14 protein-coding genes and 1 riboswitch are annotated in these 19,056 nt (G+C 43.1%); of the genes, 6 read left to right on the top strand and 8 right to left on the bottom strand.

The features are described from left to right. Positions 1 to 79: 79 nt before the first annotated feature. Positions 80 to 1,096, bottom strand: a complete 1,017-nt coding sequence (locus IPM95_15645) for a homocysteine S-methyltransferase family protein (GenBank protein ID MBK9330690.1) — start codon at positions 1,094 to 1,096, stop codon at positions 80 to 82. A gap of 71 nt (positions 1,097 to 1,167) precedes the next feature. Further along, positions 1,168 to 1,283, bottom strand: a riboswitch (SAM riboswitch). Between the two features lie 109 nt (positions 1,284 to 1,392). Between IPM95_15645 and metF the strand changes: the two genes are divergently transcribed. Next, positions 1,393 to 2,349, top strand: coding sequence for a methylenetetrahydrofolate reductase [NAD(P)H] (gene metF, locus IPM95_15640; GenBank protein MBK9330689.1), 957 nt, complete (start codon positions 1,393 to 1,395; stop codon positions 2,347 to 2,349). Between the two features lie 107 nt (positions 2,350 to 2,456). Next, positions 2,457 to 3,509, top strand: coding sequence for a PA0069 family radical SAM protein (locus IPM95_15635; protein ID MBK9330688.1), 1,053 nt, complete (start codon positions 2,457 to 2,459; stop codon positions 3,507 to 3,509). 5 nt (positions 3,510 to 3,514) lie between these two features. Here the strand turns inward: IPM95_15635 and IPM95_15630 are convergent, their stop codons facing one another. From IPM95_15630 to IPM95_15620, 3 genes are all read right to left on the bottom strand, one after another. Beyond that, entirely contained in the window at positions 3,515 to 5,419 is a 1,905-nt protein-coding gene (locus tag IPM95_15630) for a KUP/HAK/KT family potassium transporter (protein MBK9330687.1), read from the bottom strand. Between the two features lie 116 nt (positions 5,420 to 5,535). Then, entirely contained in the window at positions 5,536 to 6,162 is a 627-nt protein-coding gene (locus IPM95_15625; protein MBK9330686.1) for a DUF47 family protein, read from the bottom strand. Positions 6,163 to 6,165: 3 nt separating this feature from the next. Then, positions 6,166 to 7,161, bottom strand: a complete 996-nt coding sequence (locus IPM95_15620) for an inorganic phosphate transporter (GenBank protein MBK9330685.1) — start codon at positions 7,159 to 7,161, stop codon at positions 6,166 to 6,168. A gap of 123 nt (positions 7,162 to 7,284) precedes the next feature. Here IPM95_15620 and IPM95_15615 point away from each other — a divergent pair, with 123 nt between their 5' ends. Continuing rightward, entirely contained in the window at positions 7,285 to 7,761 is a 477-nt protein-coding gene (locus IPM95_15615; protein MBK9330684.1) for a nucleoside deaminase, read from the top strand. A 41-nt stretch (positions 7,762 to 7,802) separates the two neighbouring features. Here the strand turns inward: IPM95_15615 and IPM95_15610 are convergent, their stop codons facing one another. From IPM95_15610 to thiL, 4 genes are all read right to left on the bottom strand, one after another. After that, positions 7,803 to 8,420 carry a trimeric intracellular cation channel family protein gene (locus IPM95_15610; protein MBK9330683.1) on the bottom strand — a complete coding sequence of 206 codons (618 nt, stop codon included), beginning with the start codon at positions 8,418 to 8,420 and terminating at the stop codon, positions 7,803 to 7,805. A 34-nt stretch (positions 8,421 to 8,454) separates the two neighbouring features. Then, a complete protein-coding gene (locus IPM95_15605; protein MBK9330682.1) occupies positions 8,455 to 8,919 on the bottom strand; it encodes a tryptophan-rich sensory protein in 465 nt (154 codons plus the stop codon). Positions 8,920 to 8,961: 42 nt separating this feature from the next. Then, positions 8,962 to 9,990 carry a DUF4377 domain-containing protein gene (locus tag IPM95_15600; protein MBK9330681.1) on the bottom strand — a complete coding sequence of 343 codons (1,029 nt, stop codon included), beginning with the start codon at positions 9,988 to 9,990 and terminating at the stop codon, positions 8,962 to 8,964. Positions 9,991 to 10,113: 123 nt separating this feature from the next. After that, on the bottom strand, positions 10,114 to 11,151 hold the full coding sequence (gene thiL / locus IPM95_15595) for a thiamine-phosphate kinase (GenBank protein ID MBK9330680.1): 1,038 nt from the start codon (positions 11,149 to 11,151) through the stop codon (positions 10,114 to 10,116). Positions 11,152 to 11,215: 64 nt separating this feature from the next. On the opposite strand from thiL, the gene IPM95_15590 reads away from it, so the two are divergent. The 3 genes from IPM95_15590 to IPM95_15580 all read left to right on the top strand — a co-directional run bounded on the left by IPM95_15590 (position 11,216) and on the right by IPM95_15580 (position 19,006). Then, entirely contained in the window at positions 11,216 to 13,891 is a 2,676-nt protein-coding gene (locus IPM95_15590) for an AAA family ATPase (protein ID MBK9330679.1), read from the top strand. 88 nt (positions 13,892 to 13,979) lie between these two features. Continuing rightward, on the top strand, positions 13,980 to 14,960 hold the full coding sequence (locus IPM95_15585; GenBank protein MBK9330678.1) for a DUF3089 domain-containing protein: 981 nt from the start codon (positions 13,980 to 13,982) through the stop codon (positions 14,958 to 14,960). A gap of 26 nt (positions 14,961 to 14,986) precedes the next feature. After that, positions 14,987 to 19,006 carry a hypothetical protein gene (locus IPM95_15580; protein ID MBK9330677.1) on the top strand — a complete coding sequence of 1,340 codons (4,020 nt, stop codon included), beginning with the start codon at positions 14,987 to 14,989 and terminating at the stop codon, positions 19,004 to 19,006. Positions 19,007 to 19,056: the final 50 nt, after the last annotated feature.

The raw sequence follows: 19,056 nt of genomic DNA, 5'->3' as shown, positions 1-19,056 counted from the left end.
TACAATGTAATTACGGATTGGTTTATTACTGTCCGAATTTCCCTCCTACCAGGAGATTAAGGGAGGTGTTTTTCATGATTTAATTTTCTATCTCTTGTAAACTATTTACTAATCTCGGTTTATATTCACTTGCTATCTCTGCAATACGTTTGATATGATCCGGTGTGGTGCCGCAGCATCCGCCTAAGATATTGATGAGTCCCAGTTCCAGGAATTCGCGGATTTGCTGTCCCATGATATCCGGTGTTTCATCATACGCACCGAATTCATTCGGCAGCCCGGCATTCGGATAGGCGCTCACCAGGAATGGGGCTTCTTTGGATAATATCTGCAGATATGGCCGCAGTTCCCTGGCACCTAATGCACAATTTAATCCAATGGAAAACAAGGGTACATGTGACAGGGAAATTAAAAAGGCTTCCGTCGTTTGTCCGCTCAGGGTTCTTCCGCTGGCGTCGGTGATGGTACCCGAAATCATGACGGGATATTCTTTGTCCAGGTCTTCGAAGAGTGTCTGAACGGCAAATAGCGCCGCTTTTGCATTTAACGTGTCAAAGATGGTTTCAATCAATAAAATATCTACTCCACCTTCGATTAACGCTTTTGCCTGTTCGTAATAGGCCTTTACCAGTTCATCAAATGTCACGGCGCGATATCCCGGGTCGTTCACATCCGGCGAGATGGAACAGGTCCGGTTGGTTGGCCCCATGGCACCTGCCACGAAACGTGGTTTGTCCGGCTCTTTGGCGGTCATCTCATCAGCCACTTCCCGGGCAATTTTAGCGCTCTGGAAATTGATACCATATACCGCATCTTCCAGGTGATAGTCAGCCTGTGCAATGGTGGTGCCGCTGAAGGTATTGGTTTCCACGATATCGGCGCCGGCTTCAAAATACTGGCGATGAATGGCCTTGATGATGTCCGGCCGTGTGATGGATAGTAAATCGTTATTGCCTTTCAGCGGGTAGGGGTGATTTTTAAAGTGCTCGCCCCTATAGTCTTCTTCTTCCAGGTTGTAGCGCTGTATCATGGTGCCCATGGCGCCATCCAGGATAAGGATGCGTTCCTGCGCGATTTTAGATAGTAATTCATTCATAATCCGAGTCACTTTTTCTGTGTGAAAGATACATTCTGAACGGACAACTATATTTTGAGAGGGCTGAACTCATCTTATCTTTTCCAGACAAGGTAGTCCGGATAGGATTTAGCACCTTCCAAACATCAGATGTCTAGGGTTGCTAAGGTTTCTCAGGGCCTACTCCCTCCACCTTTCAAAATAAGTTGGTATGTAAAGAACAAATATTAGAGTCCAAAAGTACGAATTTTTGTATTATACTAAAAATTAATTTTTCGAATTCGTAAGTTTGCAGTTCATTTTCACAAAAAGCATTCATGAAGGTAACCGACATTTTAGCGCAAAATAAGGATAAAACACTCGTTTCATTTGAGATACTGCCTCCGTTGAAAGGAAAAAGCATCGATTCCATCACCAAGATACTGGACCCTCTGATGGAATTCCAGCCTCCCTTTATTGATGTGACTTATCACAGAGAGGAATTTGAGTATAAACAGACGCCAAGCGGTTATTTTGAAAAAATAGCTGTACGAAAACGTCCGGGAACGGTAGGCATCTGTGCGGCTATCAAATACCGGTACAATGTGGAAGCGGTACCTCATTTTCTGTGCGGTGGGTTCAGCAAGGAAGAAACGGAAAACGCGCTGATAGATTTAGGTTTCTTAGGCATTCAGAATATCCTGGCACTTCGGGGAGATGCCCGTAAGCTGGAGAAAAAATTCGTACCGGAGCCCGACGGGCACGCCTTTGCGCTGGATTTGGTGGAACAGATTGCCAATATGAATGCCGGCAGGTATCTGGACAATGACTTAATCAATCCGGTAAAGACGGATTTTTGCATAGGCGTGGCGGGTTATCCTGAAAAACATTTTGAAGCGGCGAACTACGAACAGGATTTGCTGTACCTCAAACAGAAAATAGACGCCGGTGCTGATTATATCGTTACGCAAATGTTTTTTGACAATAAGGCTTATTTCAAATTTGTAGAGGATTGCCAGGAAATGGGCATTCATGTTCCCATCATTCCGGGTATCAAACCGATTACCAAGATGGGTCAGTTGAACAGCATCCCGGCGGCTTTCTTTATCAATATGCCGGAAGCATTGGTCAAGGAGGCTAAAAAGTGTAAAGAGGATGCGGAGGTAAAACAGATTGGAATTGAATGGTGCATTGAGCAGAGCAAAGAACTGGTCAAATTTGGGGTGCCATGCCTGCATTATTATACGATGGGAGATGTGAAGACTATTTCTGCAATATGTAAGGAGTTGGTTTAGTTAGATTTGAGAAATTAGTTAGGAGATGTTGAGAATTTCTTGTGTTAATTCTCAGGCCCCACATCTCAAAACTCAAATTCTATCCTTACCTTAAATTCACTGTGAATATTCATTTTCAAAATGGCCGGGGCGCGCAAAGCAACCTGACGAATCGTTATTCGTCCCTGAATTACGATGAAATGGAGTATGTGGAAGAGGAAGGTGCAACCAACGTTTTAACCAAATATTTGGAGGTTTTTCCAAAAACGATTGTCAATCCGGTAAAGAGCAAGGATGTTCCGTTGGATTATTCGATGAATCCCTATGAGGGTTGTGAGCATGGCTGCACTTACTGTTATGCCCGGAATACACATCCGTATTGGGGCTACAACGCCGGACTCGATTTTGAGCGCGTTATTCTGGTAAAGAAAAACGCACCGGATTTATTGCGCAAGACGCTTTCCAGAAGATCCTGGAGATCGAGTCCTATTATGCTTTCCGGTAATACCGATTGCTATCAGCCTGTAGAACGCAAACTGGAAATAACGAGACAATTGTTGCAAATATTGCTGGATCACAAACATCCCGTCGGTATCATCACCAAGAACAGCCTTATACAGCGGGATATAGATATAATACAGGAGATGGCGACGCTGCAATTGGTGCATGTCATCATCAGCATTACCACGTTGAATGAAGAGATTCGCCGCATGATGGAGCCGCGGACGGCATCTGCCGGAAAGAGATTGGATACCGTGGAGGTTTTTGCCAAAGCCGGAATTCCAGTCATGGTCAATATTGCTCCGGTCGTTCCGGGTTTGACGGATATTGAAATTATGAAAATTGCAAAAGCAAAAGCAGCGGCAGCTGCCGCTGCTCTCGGTATTGGATATAATGTTCTGCGTTTGCCGGGAGAGGTGGAACAGGTATTTACGGACTGGCTGGAGAAAGCATTTCCGTTAAGGAAAGAGAAGGTACTGAATCAGACAAAAGCCGTGCACGGCGGACAGATCCAGGATGCTCAATCCGGAAGACGTATGCGCGGAGAAGGCGTTATTGCGCATTCCATTAAACAACAAGTTGAAATGGCTAGAAATAAATTTTTTAAAGGAAGAACGATTCCGGAGTTAAGATGTGATTTATTTGACCCGAAAGTAAATGGCCAGATTTCCCTGTTTTAGAAAGGCTATTCCAGCCTTTCCTTTCGTTGTAACGTAAGTTTATTGGTTAAATGAAAATTTAACGGCGTTGCTTCGATTTCAATATAAGAGGTGTCCAGACCGAAATCCTTATATGGAGGATAACTCATATTGGTCAGGAATTCATACACATTCATCACCAGCCTGGTTCTGGGTTTCAGGTCATTATCTTCGGAAAGTATGGGTTTCACGAATACAAATTTGAAATCAGCCGGAATATTATTTTCCCTCATCGAAGGATAACGGCTTAATTCATCCACTTCTCCGCTTAGAATCATCTCTTCCACGACCTTATGGAAGAGCCTGTTCACCTTATGTTTTACTTTGAACCCAAATTCCAGCCGGACAAAGAAAACCTTTCCGGGTATGATGGTCTTTACATAATAATTCTTGTCATGCTCATTCGGATAGTCTAAAATATCAACGTGTATGAACCAGTACACATCGGCTCTTTTCGGGTTTCGCTGAAATATGGAATAAATGATATTGGAATCCACCTGTGCCGTTCTTTTTGACTTTCGTGACATGAATACCAGATTCGTCGCTTCCTTAGGAATGCTTTTGTCTTCTATGATGGCATTAAACATGGGAATAAAATCATCGAGATTCACCAACTGATTGTACCCATCCCGGATAGAACGGGCACGATGCAGGAAAAACAGCAACATGAAAGAGATGGAAGCGATAAAGAAGGTGAACCAGCCACCATAAAAAAACTTACGCATATTGGACAGCAGGAAAATAAATTCTATCGAAAAAAAAGTTAACCCTAAGACAGCAATTAGGATAAGCGGTTTCTTTTCTATTCGGAAAAACAACATCAGCAATCCGGTGGTCATAATCATATCGATGGTGATGGTAAGGCCATAGGCGGCTTCCATATTGCTGGATTCTCTGAATAAAATTATGATAATAATGCACCCTGTAAAGAGCAGCCAGTTGATAGCCGGAATATAAATCTGTCCTTTGGATTCTGCGGGATAATCTACCCGTAAATTGACCCACAGACGTTGTTTAATGGCCTCGCTGACCAGTGTAAAGCACCCGCTGATCAGAGCCTGACTGGCTATGATGGTCGCTATGGTGGCAAGGATGATAAAGTAGGTCAATAAATGTTTCGGCACGATGGCATAGAAGGGGCTTCCGATAGTAAGTATCTCTCCTTCGTGTTGCAAACACCAGGCGGATTGTCCGAGATAATTTAAGATTAGGCAGGATAATACAAATATCCAGCTTGCCTGTATGTTTCTTTTACCGCAATGTCCCAGATCAGCATATAAGGCTTCTGCTCCCGTAGTACATAAGAAGACAGCGCCCAGAATCCAAAATCCGCCGGGATAGTTTGTCAACAAGTGTACAGCATAGTATGGATTCCAGACATTTAATATTTCCGGATTTTTCAGTATTTGCAGCATACCCAATGTGCCAATAGCAGAAAACCACAGAAGCATAATGGGGCCGAATGTTTTGCCGATGGCGCTTGTGCCGAATTGCTGAAAAACAAACAACAACAATAAGATCGTCAATACAATAGGAATCGTTGGTAGATGTGGATACAAAATGTCCAAACCTTCTACCGCTGAAGAGATGGAAATGGGGGGCGTGATGAAACCATCTGCGATCAGTGTGGAACAGCCAATCAGTGCTGCAATCAACGGCCACTTGGCGGGATGGTGTTTAACCATTCCGTATAACGCGAATATTCCGCCTTCACCCTGATTATCCGCCTTTAGGGCGAGGTACACATATTTGAACGTTGTAATAATCAGCAATGTCCAGAATATACAGGAAGCGCCACCCATAATCAGCTCCTTACTGATGGTATTGTTGCCGATAATGGCTTTCATAACATAAAGCGGGGAAGTACCGATATCACCAAAGATGATACCCATGGTAATCAGGATTCCATGAGGGCTGAGTTTATTTCTTATGTTACCTGATTCTGTCAAGATTCTGCAGGTATAAATTAGGTTGAGCGATTCTAATATAACAAAAAGGACCGGAATATCTAAGACAACTTCATGACTACCATACCAAATACATTGGCAGCGGCCTCCGCCCTGTCAGACATATTGGAAATATGGCGGTAAACTTCACGTTTAAAAAAAAGATGTCCCAACGTATTAAGGTCTATCGGGGTGTTAAACAGATCTCTTACCGCTTTCCTGTATAAATGCTCCACTTCCTTTTCCAGCGTCTTTACCACAAAGGTGTGTTCACCCGCTACTCTGGGATTCTTGCTTAATCGTTCCATGGCGGCCAATAGTTCTTCCGTTTGTCTGCGCACCAGCGTTATCATCTTGCGGATGTACTCATCCGGCACCACTTTTAAGATGTGCATCTCTTCGACCGTAGTCAGCGAGTAGTCTACCATTCCTGCCAGCGCATTGGAGATGTTATAAATATCTTCCCGGTCAATCGGTGTGATAAACGTATTGTGCAGGTCATCAATCAGCACTCTGCGTATCTCTTCAATCTCTCCGATAATATTTTTAATGTGTTCTATCTTGGAGGCATTGTCATCATCTAAGGAGTGTTCTAAAAAAACAATGGTGGAATGTGTTTTCTGTGACTGTTCAATCAGCTGCAGGATAAACTTGTCATCTTTTTCATCTTTTGTACCAAAAAGTCCCATCGGTTAAACTTTAGAAATAAAGTGAACAATAAAATATAAGACTGCGGAAAGCAGAGCTGTAATCGGCACGGTCAGCACCCAGGCTAAAAGAATATCTTTTAATACCGTCCATCGGACTTTGGAAACCCTGTCACCGGCACCGGCGCCCATGATGGACATACTCACTACCTGTGTGGTGCTGACCGGTCCGCCTAAAAAAGAGGAAGTCAGGATAACCAGTGCGGAGGAAAGCTGCGACGTAAAACTGTGAATCGGACGAATGCGGTAAAATTTTCCGCCTAACGTGTGAATAATACGCCAGCCGCCTAAGGCAGTACCCAGACCAATGGCCACGGCGCTAATCAATATTACCCACCAGTGTACCACGAACTCTTCCTGGAATCCCAATACAACCAATCCCATCGTGATGACACCCATTGTCTTTTGTGCATCGTTGGTGCCGTGGCTCAGCGCCAAGGCGATTGCGGTGGGAATCTGTGCATACTTCAATGCCGTATCCGCTTTCGGAGAGGCATCTTTTAATATTTTCCGGGTGATGAGCATAATCAGCCATCCTGCTGTAAAGCCGATAACGGGAGAAATGAGTAATGCGATAATTATTTTCCAAACACCAGCCATCTTTATGGCGGCTGGACCCGAACCTGCTATCACCGCCCCGATAATACCGCCTATCAGTCCGTGCGAAGAACTTGCCGGAATACCAAAATACCAGGTGGCCAGATTCCAGACGCTTGCACTGAGCAGTGCTGCTACGACGACGGTTATCGTTATATGTTTGGAAACCGCCACTTCATCTCCGACCGTATGTGCTACAGCCACCCCGAACAGGAAAGGACCTATCAGATTTGCAACGGCAGCCAGCATCAGCGCCGCCTTGCCGGACATGGCACGCGAAGAGATTATCGTGGCAACGACATTGGCACTGTCATGAAATCCATTCAGGAAATCAAAAGAAAGTGAAATAACGATTAATGCAATCAGCCAGGCTTCAGGAGTCATGAGAATTTTATCTTATAAAAATAAGCAAATTAGATGAAAACAGAATATGATTTTTAGCAGTATCAGATTGGAATATAAATTTACAATAAACAGGAAGAAGTGCATTTTTATTACTTTTGGCGCATGAGATCAGATAAAGAGTATTTTATGCAGCGCGCTATCGAGTTGTCGGAAATGGGCATGCAGGGCGGTAAAGGCGGCCCGTTTGGGTGTGTAATTGTCAAAGATGGAAAGATTGTCGGAGAGGGGTATAATCAGGTAACATCTACCAATGACCCGACGGCACATGCTGAAGTGGTGGCAATACGGAATGCCTGTAAAAACCTGAATACCTTCCAGCTGGATGGATGCGAGGTCTTTACATCCTGCGAGCCCTGTCCGATGTGCCTGGGTGCTATCTATTGGGCAAGACCGGCTAAAATATATTATGCAAACACCCGGGAAGACGCTGCCGGTATCGGATTTGATGATTCCTTTATTTACGATGAAATATCGCTGGACTTAACCCATCGGAAAATTCCCATGCTGCCATTTGGCAGAGAGCTGGCGAAGAAAACATTTGAAGCCTGGAGGAATAAAACGGATAAGACCGAGTATTGAAAAAATTAGTCAGGTTCTATAAAAATACATGTTCGAGTTCGTTATTCCCGAAAATTCAGCGTTGGAAGGCTCCAGTGATAACGGGTAGCGAGCAGACGGAATCCGACGATAAACAGCACGGAAAGGACAAAATTTAATTGTTCCTCCACGTCCCAGAAATGTAACAGCACAAACAAGGCTGCGCCCAGCAAACATGGGGTGGCATACATCTCTTTACGGAAGATTAAAGGAATCTCATTGAGCAACGTGTCGCGGATTACACCACCGAAAATACCGGATATCATGCCTAATATTACGGCTGCCATCAGGTTGACTTCGAACGCCAGACTCTTCTGTACACCCAGCACAACATAAATCGCCATGCCCATCGTATCGAAGATGCTGAGGGTACGGGAAATGCGGATGATAAATCTCCGGAAGATGAACGTGAATAACACACCGCCAAAAATGGCCAGCAGGTAGTTGATATCATTGATCCACGCTACAGGATAGGCACCTAACGTCACATCCCGAACAGTACCTCCTCCGATAGCGGTAATGAAACCGGTAAAGAAGACACTGAAAATATCATGGTGGTGCTTTTTGTCGCTCGCAGCCAATGCTCCTGATATGGTGAAGATAAAGGTACCGGCTAAGTCAATGGAATAAATCAGCGACATATGACAAAGATAGTGACTCTGTTTTCAAAAAATACTAATTGAGTTGCCAGATGGCAAAATTCAGTATGGAAGCAAAACTTACCCAAAGCAAATAAGGAATTAAAAGATATGCGGCAAGTTTAGAAACAGGATAAAACGAGATAATGGATAGTAAAATAAACAACCACATACATAGAATTTCTATCAGTGCAAAACCCAGTAAATGAAAGTTGAAAAACAGAATAGACCAGAAAAAATTAAGTATCAGTTGTACAGCGAATATCAACTTGGCTTTATGCTTTAACGGACTTTGAGATTTCCATATCAGGAAAAAGGCAATTCCCATCATGATATAAAGTGTGGTCCAAACCGGACCGAATATCCAGTTCGGCGGATTAAAAGTCGGTTTGTTGATCGTTACATACCAGCCCGGAATGGCATCAGCCGTTATGTAACCGGATATGCCGCCAACTGCAAGACAGGTGACTATACTCAGTATTGCTTTGAGGTAGTTATTCATATATGGCTAACATCTGAATGAACAGTTTGTTGTGATGTAGATTTATTCGAACCCGAGGAATATTTTATCTTTAAAGTACAGCAGCAGTCTTCCGTCTTTGATTTCATAACGGTCGGCATTTTGTAAATTCGAAAAATACAAATCTTCAAACGACATGTTGCTGCAATACATTTTGGTGCTGGCAATGGCTGATGCCTGAAAAGCGGAAATCAGGTCTGTTTTAAATCCGCCGAAATAGGTATTGCACGGAGCCTTTCCTTTCAGCCTGTTTTCCATGGTATTAAATTCTATCCAGACAGTATCATCATCTATCTCAAGACTGGAAGTATCGCTGTCCCGCATTTTGCGCAAATACCATTTTTTGTCCAATATGGATAAGGGAGCATCGGCAACTGTTTTTTCTGGTTTGGTGCCTGCGTGTATGCGTTCCTTGCTGATTACTTTTATAAAAGTATAAACAGGTTCCGTTTGAATCACCAGAGGGTTTTCTATATGGCGTTTACTCACCTGTATGGTTTGTCGCACACCATCTTCATATTCAAATCCCTTGATGTCCTGATAAAACAGTTCAAATTCTTTCCCCCCTTTTTCCAGGATAAGCAGACATTTATTTTCCGGAATTCCGGAACAGGGTGCCTTATCTTCATTGACCACCAGTGTCATTATTTTGGTATTTACGGCATTGGAAACCAACGGCGCAGCAGGACCGGATGCCGGCACTGCATAACCCGGAATGGCTTTTTTAGAGACCACTTTTACCAGTTTATAATTAAAAATGGACGCATCTGCCGGAACAGGCGGTGCCTTTGGTACCGGTGTTACCCATATCGTATACACAAATCCTTCCTGATAATCAAAACCTATGATGGTGTCGTAAAAAAAATTATAATCTTTATCACCTTGTTTTTTCACCAGCAAACACTGCATGGTTGTTGCACCTTCACAGATAGCACGCTGTCCGTCTACTTTCCATACTTCTGTATTGGCAGGTTTTTTTGCTGAATTTGCAGCCGTTGCTGTAATGGATAAAATACTGACCAGCAGCATGAGCAATAAGGAATACGATTTCATCTGTTTAATTTTATTGTAATTTATGAAGTACATGAATTCCGTTGGTAATACCATTTTTCTTTATGTGAATTACTTGTACCCCTTACTTAGCCTGTGATCTAATATCGTAAAATTAGTTAATTATCAGCTGTCTTTCAAGCCATCCCACCCCAGCGAAATGATATCGTGGTAGTTGCCGCCTTTCGTGTATAGTTTCACGCCGAGGTTGGCATCCAGAATCTCTCCGATGATACTGATATCAGGATGCCTGTCAATCTTATTTTTATCGCCCGGTAGAATGGTAAACAGCAATTCATAATCTTCGCCGCCGCTCAGTGCGCAGTTAATGGGATCGATATTAAATTCCAATGCCTTGTTATACGTCTCATTGGCTATCGGAACAGCCGCCTCATTGAGCTGACAACCGACATTGCTTTGTTTGCAGATATGCAGTATTTCAGAACTCAGACCGTCAGAAATATCAATCATAGATGTTGGACAAACGTTTTCGGAAGCAAAGAATTCTATAATGTCTTTTCTGGCTTCCGGCTTTAGTTGACGCCCTACGATGTAATCATTGCCTTCCAGTTCTACACTGGCATCCGGTGCGTTCATAAACACATGTTTTTCGCGCTGCAATACGGTCAGACCCATGTAGGCACCGCCTAAATCACCAGAAACACACAACAAATCACCCTCCTTCGCGGTATTTCGATATACTATTTTTTCTGCCTGCTGCTCACCGATGGCCACCACATTTATAATCAATCCTTTCGGGGAGGCGGTGGTGTCTCCGCCTATCAGGTCTACCTGATATTTTGAACAAGCCAGCTGCATCCCTTCATAAATCTCTTCTATCGCTTCTACGGAAAACCGGTTGGAAATGGCGATAGAAACCAATATCTGTTTGGGAATCGCATTCATGGCATATACATCCGACAGGTTAACAATGACACTTTTATATCCCAGATGCTTTAACGGGGTATAGACTAAATCAAAGTGGATGCCTTCCACCAGAATATCGGTGGTGACCACCTGTGTACCTTCCGGCTGAATGACGGCTGCATCATCCCCGGCACCCTTCTTCGAGGATGCATGGTATAATTGAATATTTTTTGTCAGACGGTCTATCAGTCCGAATTCACCTAAAGAGGAGATTTCGGTTCTTTTTGCTTTTTCCATAGTGCAAAGATACGAATAGAGATGAATAGCCGATAATTTTATAGCTTTACATAAAAGCAACGCCATGTTTTTCGGCAATAACGATAATAATAAATCATCCGATAAAGACTTTGTGAAGTATAAGTTTAAGAGTTTACAAACGTATGCTTCGGACGAATGGATGGCGAATTCCTCCAAAAAGTACCGTACGGTTTTTGACAGGTCCGAGACGACCTATATACGTTGCGAACTGGCTTTTTACAATAAATTGTTTGACGAAGAAGACTGGAAATGCAAGGTAACACTGAAAGCCATTGATATTACAGGAAATAGAAGAGTAGTTCTGTGCAGCCTGGATAAGGATATTGACGTGCTGAAAGATGAAAACATTGTGTACGTTCGGGATGGATGGGGGAATAAAGAGACAGCAGTCTATTGGGTTAAAGGTAATTACGTATGGGAGGCATATATGGATGATGCGTTGGTCGGTACGCAGGTTTTCTTTATTAATGAGGTTGGAAAGGTTTCAATTCAGTCCAATCCCTACTTTGCCGTGGAATATATTAAGTTATATAACGGAGAAGCAGATGGATGGAAACAGGAAGCAGCAAACAGAATCTATTACAATAAAATTGCCCGTCAGAATACCAGATACCTTTGGGCGGAAATAAAAATTGTCAATCTGACCAATCTGGATTGGAATTACGAACTGTTCCTGAACTATTTTGACGACGCAGGCCAGCATAAGGCAGTTATTCCCAGAATGGGAAGGATTGAAAGCGGCAAAAAAGACTGGACTTATACGTTTGATATTGGTTGGGGTACCGATGACGGTGGTTCCTGGAAAGATGACAGATACACACTGGAACTGGTATTCATGGACATTTTGGTCGCCGCCGCCGAATTCGAGTGCGGAGAGGTGTTTCAGCAAGGGGATTTGAAAATGATTGACGGCACAGCTCTTCCTGTAGCGGTTTCCGCTGCAAAGAATGAAAACGACGTTTCAGCAAAATATAATGACAAGTCATTGGAAGAACTGTTGCAGGAGCTTGATAAACTGGTTGGATTGCAGCCGGTCAAAAAATACATTCACGACCAGATTACGCTGATTAATTTCAACAAACTGATGAAAGAACAGGGAGTTGAAAATGATACCGGATTTTCGCTGCATAGTGTGGCGGTCGGCAATCCCGGCACCGGAAAAACAACGGTCATGCGCTTGCTGGGCAAAATTTATCACAAACTAGGACTGCTCAGTAAGGGACATGTGCTGGAGGTGGATCGGGTGGATTTGGTCGGTGAGTTTATCGGTCAGACGGCACCCAGGACACAAAAGAAGATAGACGAAGCAAGGGGGGGCATATTATTTATTGACGAAGCCTATTCGCTGGCACGCAGCGGCGAAGACAGCCGTGATTATGGTAAAGAGGTGATTGAAATACTGATTAAGGAGATGAGCGACGGCCCCGGCGATATAGCCATATTTGTAGCCGGCTATCCTAAAGAAATGAAGACGTTCGTTGAATCCAATCCAGGACTGAAATCCCGTTTTTCCCAGTATTTCACGTTTGATGACTACCTGCCGGAAGAGTTGTCTTCCATCGGTTTGTATATCGCAGCGAAACTGAGGCTTAATCTGGATGTACCGGCGCAAAACATGCTGAAGGAGGAACTTACAGAGGCATACCGGAACAGAGATAAGAATTTCGGCAATGCGCGTTTTGTGGAAGGAGTGATTAATAAATCGAAAATGAACATGGCCCTGAGGCTGATGAACACACCTGACCAAAAATCATTGACCAAGGAACAGCTTACCACCATCAGGCTGGAAGATATCGCAAAAGTATTTGAAGCCGGAAAACGCAAACAGCTCAAACTGGCCATTAACACGGAAGAGCTGGACCTTGCATTAGCAGAATTGAATCAGCTGATTGGCCTGGACAATGTAAAATTGGAAATTGATGAGCTGGTCAGGCTGATAAAATATTACAATGACATAGACAAAGATGTCTTGAACAAATTTTCGCTGCATACCGTATTTACCGGCAATCCCGGAACGGGCAAGACGACTGTTGCACGTATTATGGGAAGGGTATTGAAGGCCCTCGGTGTGCTGGAGCGCGGACATATGGTCGAAGTCGACAGGGAGAGTCTGGTGGCAGGATATGTCGGGCAGACAGCCATCAAAACAAATGAGAAGGTGGAGGAGGCCCTTGGTGGTGTCTTGTTTATCGATGAAGCTTATGCACTCGCAGAATCTGATTCCTCCAGTAATTTTGGGAAAGAAGCGATAGAGACACTTCTCAAACGGATGGAAGATTTGCGCGGACAGTTGGTGGTTTTTGCAGCAGGATATACTGACAACATGAATGTATTTCTCTCTTCTAATCCGGGCTTGAATTCCCGGTTTGATAAAAAACTGCTTTTTCAGGATTATACACCGGAACAGATGATGCAGATAGCGGACTGGTATTTAAAAAGAGAGTCGTTGTCAGCAACCGAAGAGACAAAAAGCCATCTCCTTGCGTATTTTGACAGTCTCTATAAAAACAGGGATAAATTCTTTGGCAATGCCCGCACTGTTCGTCAGACAATTGATGAGGCCGTTAAGAACCAGCATCTGCGTATGGCGAAAATACCGGCTCCGCTCCGCAACGAGAAGGATATTTATACCATGTTACCGGAAGATGTGGCTGAATTCATCTATCAGGGAAATACAGTGAAAAAGCAATTGGGATTCAGGCTTGGAGGGGATGCATAACCCTTTAGAAACATCATATTTTTTGTAAATTCTTCTTCGATCTGTACAAAAGGCATGTAATTTGCGTTGTAGAAAATAAACAGTTGTTATGCGGTATGGTGTTCAGATAATCGTTTTGCTTTTTTCCTTCTCCGGTAGTTTCGCCGTTGATTATTCCAATCAGGTAAACTGGGCGGCATTGCCTGCTGTCAAGGACAATGCGGACTGGATACCAAAGGGGTTGCGCGACAATCAGGTCAGTGCCCTCGCGGATGTCTTTTATATTCACCCGACTACCGATCTGACCGGGTTTAAAGGAAATGCGAATACAGATAACAATGCGATTAACAACCAGACAGACAACTTTCCGATAAAATATCAGGCAAGTGTGTTTAACGGCAGCTGTAAGGTGTACGCTCCGCGTTATCGTCAGGCGGCATTGAATAATTTCTTTTCCAGGAATTCAGAACGTTCCAAAGAAGCATTCGACTTCGCCTATCAGGATATCCGGGAAGCGTTTCAATATTACCTGAAAAATTATAATCAGGGCAGGCCCGTCATCATCGCAGGACACTCGCAGGGCAGTATGCATGCGCAGCGGCTGCTGAGAGAATTCTTTGATGGTACACCTTTACAGAAGCAACTGGTGGAGGCTTATATTATCGGCTATCCTACCAAAGAAAATCAGTTTCAGTATCTGAAGGTGTCTGAAAAGCCGGATACATTTGGCGGCTATATTTCTTACTGCACGTTTGGGATGGATGCTAAGATAGACTGGATGACGGAATATACCAATGCCGTGGTGGTAAATCCATTAAGCTGGACAAGAGATAAAACATTTGTTTCCGCCAGCTATAATCTTGGAAGCGTTTCTAAAAAATCAGAGGAGATGCTTGCGAACGTATGCGGCGCAAGATGCGGCAATGGCATTTTGGAGATCCAGAAACCGGAATCCGGCGGTTTTGTTTCCTTAGGGTTTAAGAATTATCACCTGTTCGATTACAATCTATTTTATCTCAATATCCGGGAAAATGTCGCGTTGCGGCTGAGAAAATTCTTGGAGACAAATGATACGGCACCCGAAAAATAAAAAAACAAGCATAAAACAAAAACTATATGATTAACCGACTGACAAAAACAGGATTCTTTATCTTGATGATAATCCTGATAAACCAACCAATTATGGCACAAACCAATTATCAGGCGCTTTGGAAATCCGTTGATAGATTAGAAGAGGAAGGCAAAACCAAAGATGCCTTGAAATCCGTGGAAAGCATTATCCTCAAGGCACGCAAGGATAAAAACACTACACAGACGGTAAAGGGATTGTTGCATAAATACAATTACATGATGACACTGGAAGAAGCATCTGAACTGAAAGTTGTCAATGGTTTGAAGAAGGAAATAGAGCAATCCCAGGGTACGGATAAGGCTGTTTTACAAAGTATACTGGGGGAGTTGTACTGGCAGTATTTTAATGAAAATACCTGGAAATTCTCAAACAGAACAGAAACGGATGAAAAACAAAGCGACGATTTCAGGACCTGGGATTTAAAGACGTTGTTTAAAGAAATTAATGGCTGTTATTTGGGTTCTTTGGAAGATGTTCCTTTGCTGCAGCAAACTAAACTGGAGAATTATAAAGATATTCTATCCGAGGAGAAAGGTTCCAAGGGTTTCAGGCCTACCTTATATGATTTGCTGGCACACCGCGCCATTGATTATTTCAATGAGGATAAAAGTAATCTGGCAGAATCGTCCAATGCATTTTCCATCGATGATAAGAGATACTTCGCCACTGCGAGCGAGTTTGTGAACATTAAACTGCCAGATCAGGATAAGAACTCAGGGGGTTATAATGCATTACGGATATACCAACAGCTTTTGGCCATTAAGCTCAAGTCGAGAAATACATTGGATGAGCTGGCGGATGCCGACTTAAAACGAATACAATATGTAAGAGAACACTATTACAATAAAGAAGAAAATGACCCCCTCTTTTTCGAAGCGCTGAAACGTATCCGCTCAGAATATGTAAAGTGCAACACGGCATCAGTGATCAGTTATAAATTTGCCTACTACCTGTATGAACATACGGAAGGTAAAAACAGAGAAGAAATTGCCGAAACGATAAAAAGCGTGTTAGCGATTTGTAACGAAACCATCAATAATTATCCCGGTTCGGAAGGTGCAAAAAATTGCGCCGTGCTGAAGGAAACTTTTTTCTACAAGAACCTTTCTTTCACAACGGAACAAACCGTTGTGCCTGACCAGCCATTTAAGGCGCTGTTATCGTATAAAAACATTACCAGGGTTTATTTCAAAATCATTCCCGTTGATTATAAAGAAAAAGACAAAATTTTCACCATCAACGAAAAGGAAACAAAGGAAGATGTCGTAAAAAGACTGAATGCCATCAAGCCGGTGAGAAAATGGAATATTTTATTGCCGAATACAACCGACCATATTGACCATTCCGCTGAAATTAAGATAGATGCGCTGAAAAAAGGGTTTTATGCCATCTTAGTTTCCACGAACCCTTCCTTTTCAATAAGAACGGGTAAGGAGGCGATAGCCTATCAGACATTGTTTTCTTCGCAAATCAGTTATGTGACCAAAAACAACAACAATGAAAAGTATTTTGAAATGCATGTACTGGACAGAAATACGGGAGAACCGTTGAAAAATGCCCAGGTGAAATTCTACCGAAGCAATTATGATTACAAGACAAGAAAGTATGTCCGTGCAGAGCTGGGTACACAGGCAACCGATGCTTCAGGATATGTTGCGAAGAAATTAGATAAACCTTCTGTAAACTATTACAGTGAAAACTTTCAGTTTGATATCACTTATAATAATGCCTTTCTGCCCAGTGAGCAGTCATACTATCAGTACTATTACCCTTGGAATGAAACCCCTGCAGCTCAACGCCAGATACATTTGTTTACAGACAGAAGCATTTACCGTCCGGGGCAAACGATTTTTGTAAAAGGCATCTTCACCGAACGCAATGGGGAGACACACAAGATACTTGCGAATCAAAAAATTAAGGTAACCTTCAGGGATGTGAATTATCAGGAGATAAAATCGCAGGAGTTTACCACCAATGAGTTTGGCTCCTTTACCGGAATGTTTACGGCGCCCGTTTCCGGTCTCATGGGCAGTATGTCCATTCATACAGACTATGGCACGCAGTCCGTACAGGTAGAAGAATATAAACGCCCTAAGTTTGAAGTAGCTTTTGAGCCGGTGAAAAAAGCATTCAATTTAAACGATACGGTTTCCGTCACCGGCAAGGCGACATCTTACTCCGGAGCCGATATTGATAATGCAGAAGTGAAATATTCCGTCCGGCGTGTGGCAGAGTTTCCAGTCTGGTGTTGGTGGGGCTGGCGCAGGCCTTGGTTTCCGCCTTCCAATGAGAAGATTGTAAAAACCGGAGTTACAACCACGGACGCCAATGGCAACTTTACCATTGATTTCAATGCCGTTCCCGATCTGTCAATCTCCAAAGAGTTTAAACCATATTTTAATTATGAAGTCACGGCTGATGTTGTGGATATCAACGGTGAAACACACTCCTCAGTGACGACTGTGCGTGTAGGATACCTGGCCATAGAAGCTGACTTATCCGTATCAGATAATATGGATGCAGCTGTTGAGAATAAGATAGCCGTTTCCACCAATAATTTAAACGGGGAGCCTGAAGCGACGGATGTAGTTGTCAAACTATATAATTTACTGGAGCCGTTACAGCCCAGGAAGGCACGCCTGTGGGATGAACCGGATATGTTTCTTATGACACGCCAGGAACATGATAAGATATTTCCTTATGAAGTGTATGATAAGGAAGACCTGATGAGCAATTGGAGTAAGGGGAATCTGGTGAACAGCTATACCTTTAATACGGAAAAACAAAAAGAGATCATTCTGGCGCCTGCTTCTTTGCAGAGCGGGGCATACAGAATCGAGTTTTCCTGCATGGATAAGAACGGCAATCTGATAGAATTTAAGAAAACGTTTACTGTTTCATCTTCTAATAATGATTTGTCACCGGTACCTAAATCGGTTGCCTTCTTCAAGACAGAGAAAACGACGGTTAAGCCAGGAGATAATATTCTTTATAAAGTCGGCACTTCCATGCAAAATGCTTTTGCGATTGTTGAAATCGCATTTAAAGGTAAACTGCTGGAGAAAAAAGTAATCCCATTGAATAATGAAATAAAATCATTCTCGTTTGCGGTGAAAGAAGAATACAAAGGGGGAGTTGAAATCAGCTATGTACTGGTGAATAAGAACAGAAACTATACGGGCAGTCAGTTCATATCCGTACCCTACGAGGATAAAAGTTTGCGTGTGGAATGGCTGACGTTCCGGGATAAATTATTGCCGGGACAAAAGGAACAATGGAGATTAAAAATATCAGGGACCAACAAAGAAAAAATGACATCGGAGCTGCTGGCCGGCATGTATGATGCTTCTTTGGATGCTTTTCTGCCGCATAGCTGGAGTTTTTATTTATCACAATCCTATTACAGCGGTTATCTCGGTACTTATACCTCCAATGCTTTCGGGCAAAGAATCAGTAGTCTGTATACCTCTAAAGACTGGAATCCATACACAGCTCAGGCGTTTCATAATTACGACGGGTTGAATTTGTTTGGATTAAGTCTTGGCGGATATCATGGATACAACAGGTATTTCAAGATGTCAGGCTCCGGAATGGCCGGTATGTCCATCAAGGCATCTAAAGCAGAAGCGTTGATGTCTGATGCGGCGGTAGCCAAAGAGGAAGCGGACATGCCTAAATCGTCTGCGCCTACACCGCCTGCTGCTCCGGCCGGGCAGGAACAAAAGGCGTCGGATAAAAAGGAGGTAAAATCAACGGCCTCAGTCGTACCTCGGACGAATCTGAATGAAACCGCTTTCTTTCTGCCCCAGCTGCAGACAGACGCGGATGGAAATATTATTCTGAATTTTCAGATGCCGGAAGCATTGACAAAATGGAATTTTTTAGGATTGGCACATACCAAAGACCTGAACTACCAATATTTTACAAAATCCATAGTGACACAAAAGGAATTGATGGTAACGCCCAATGCTCAACGGTTTTTACGTGAGGGGTATATACTGTAATTTACTACAAAAATCACCAACCTGTCTGATAAGAATTTATCCGGAAAAGC

It is taken from the genome of Sphingobacteriales bacterium, assembly GCA_016719635.1.
Lineage (GTDB): Bacteria > Bacteroidota > Bacteroidia > Chitinophagales > JADIYW01 > JADJSS01.
Note: the sequence above shows the minus strand (reverse complement) of the source record. Positions and strands in the feature narration are given on the sequence as shown.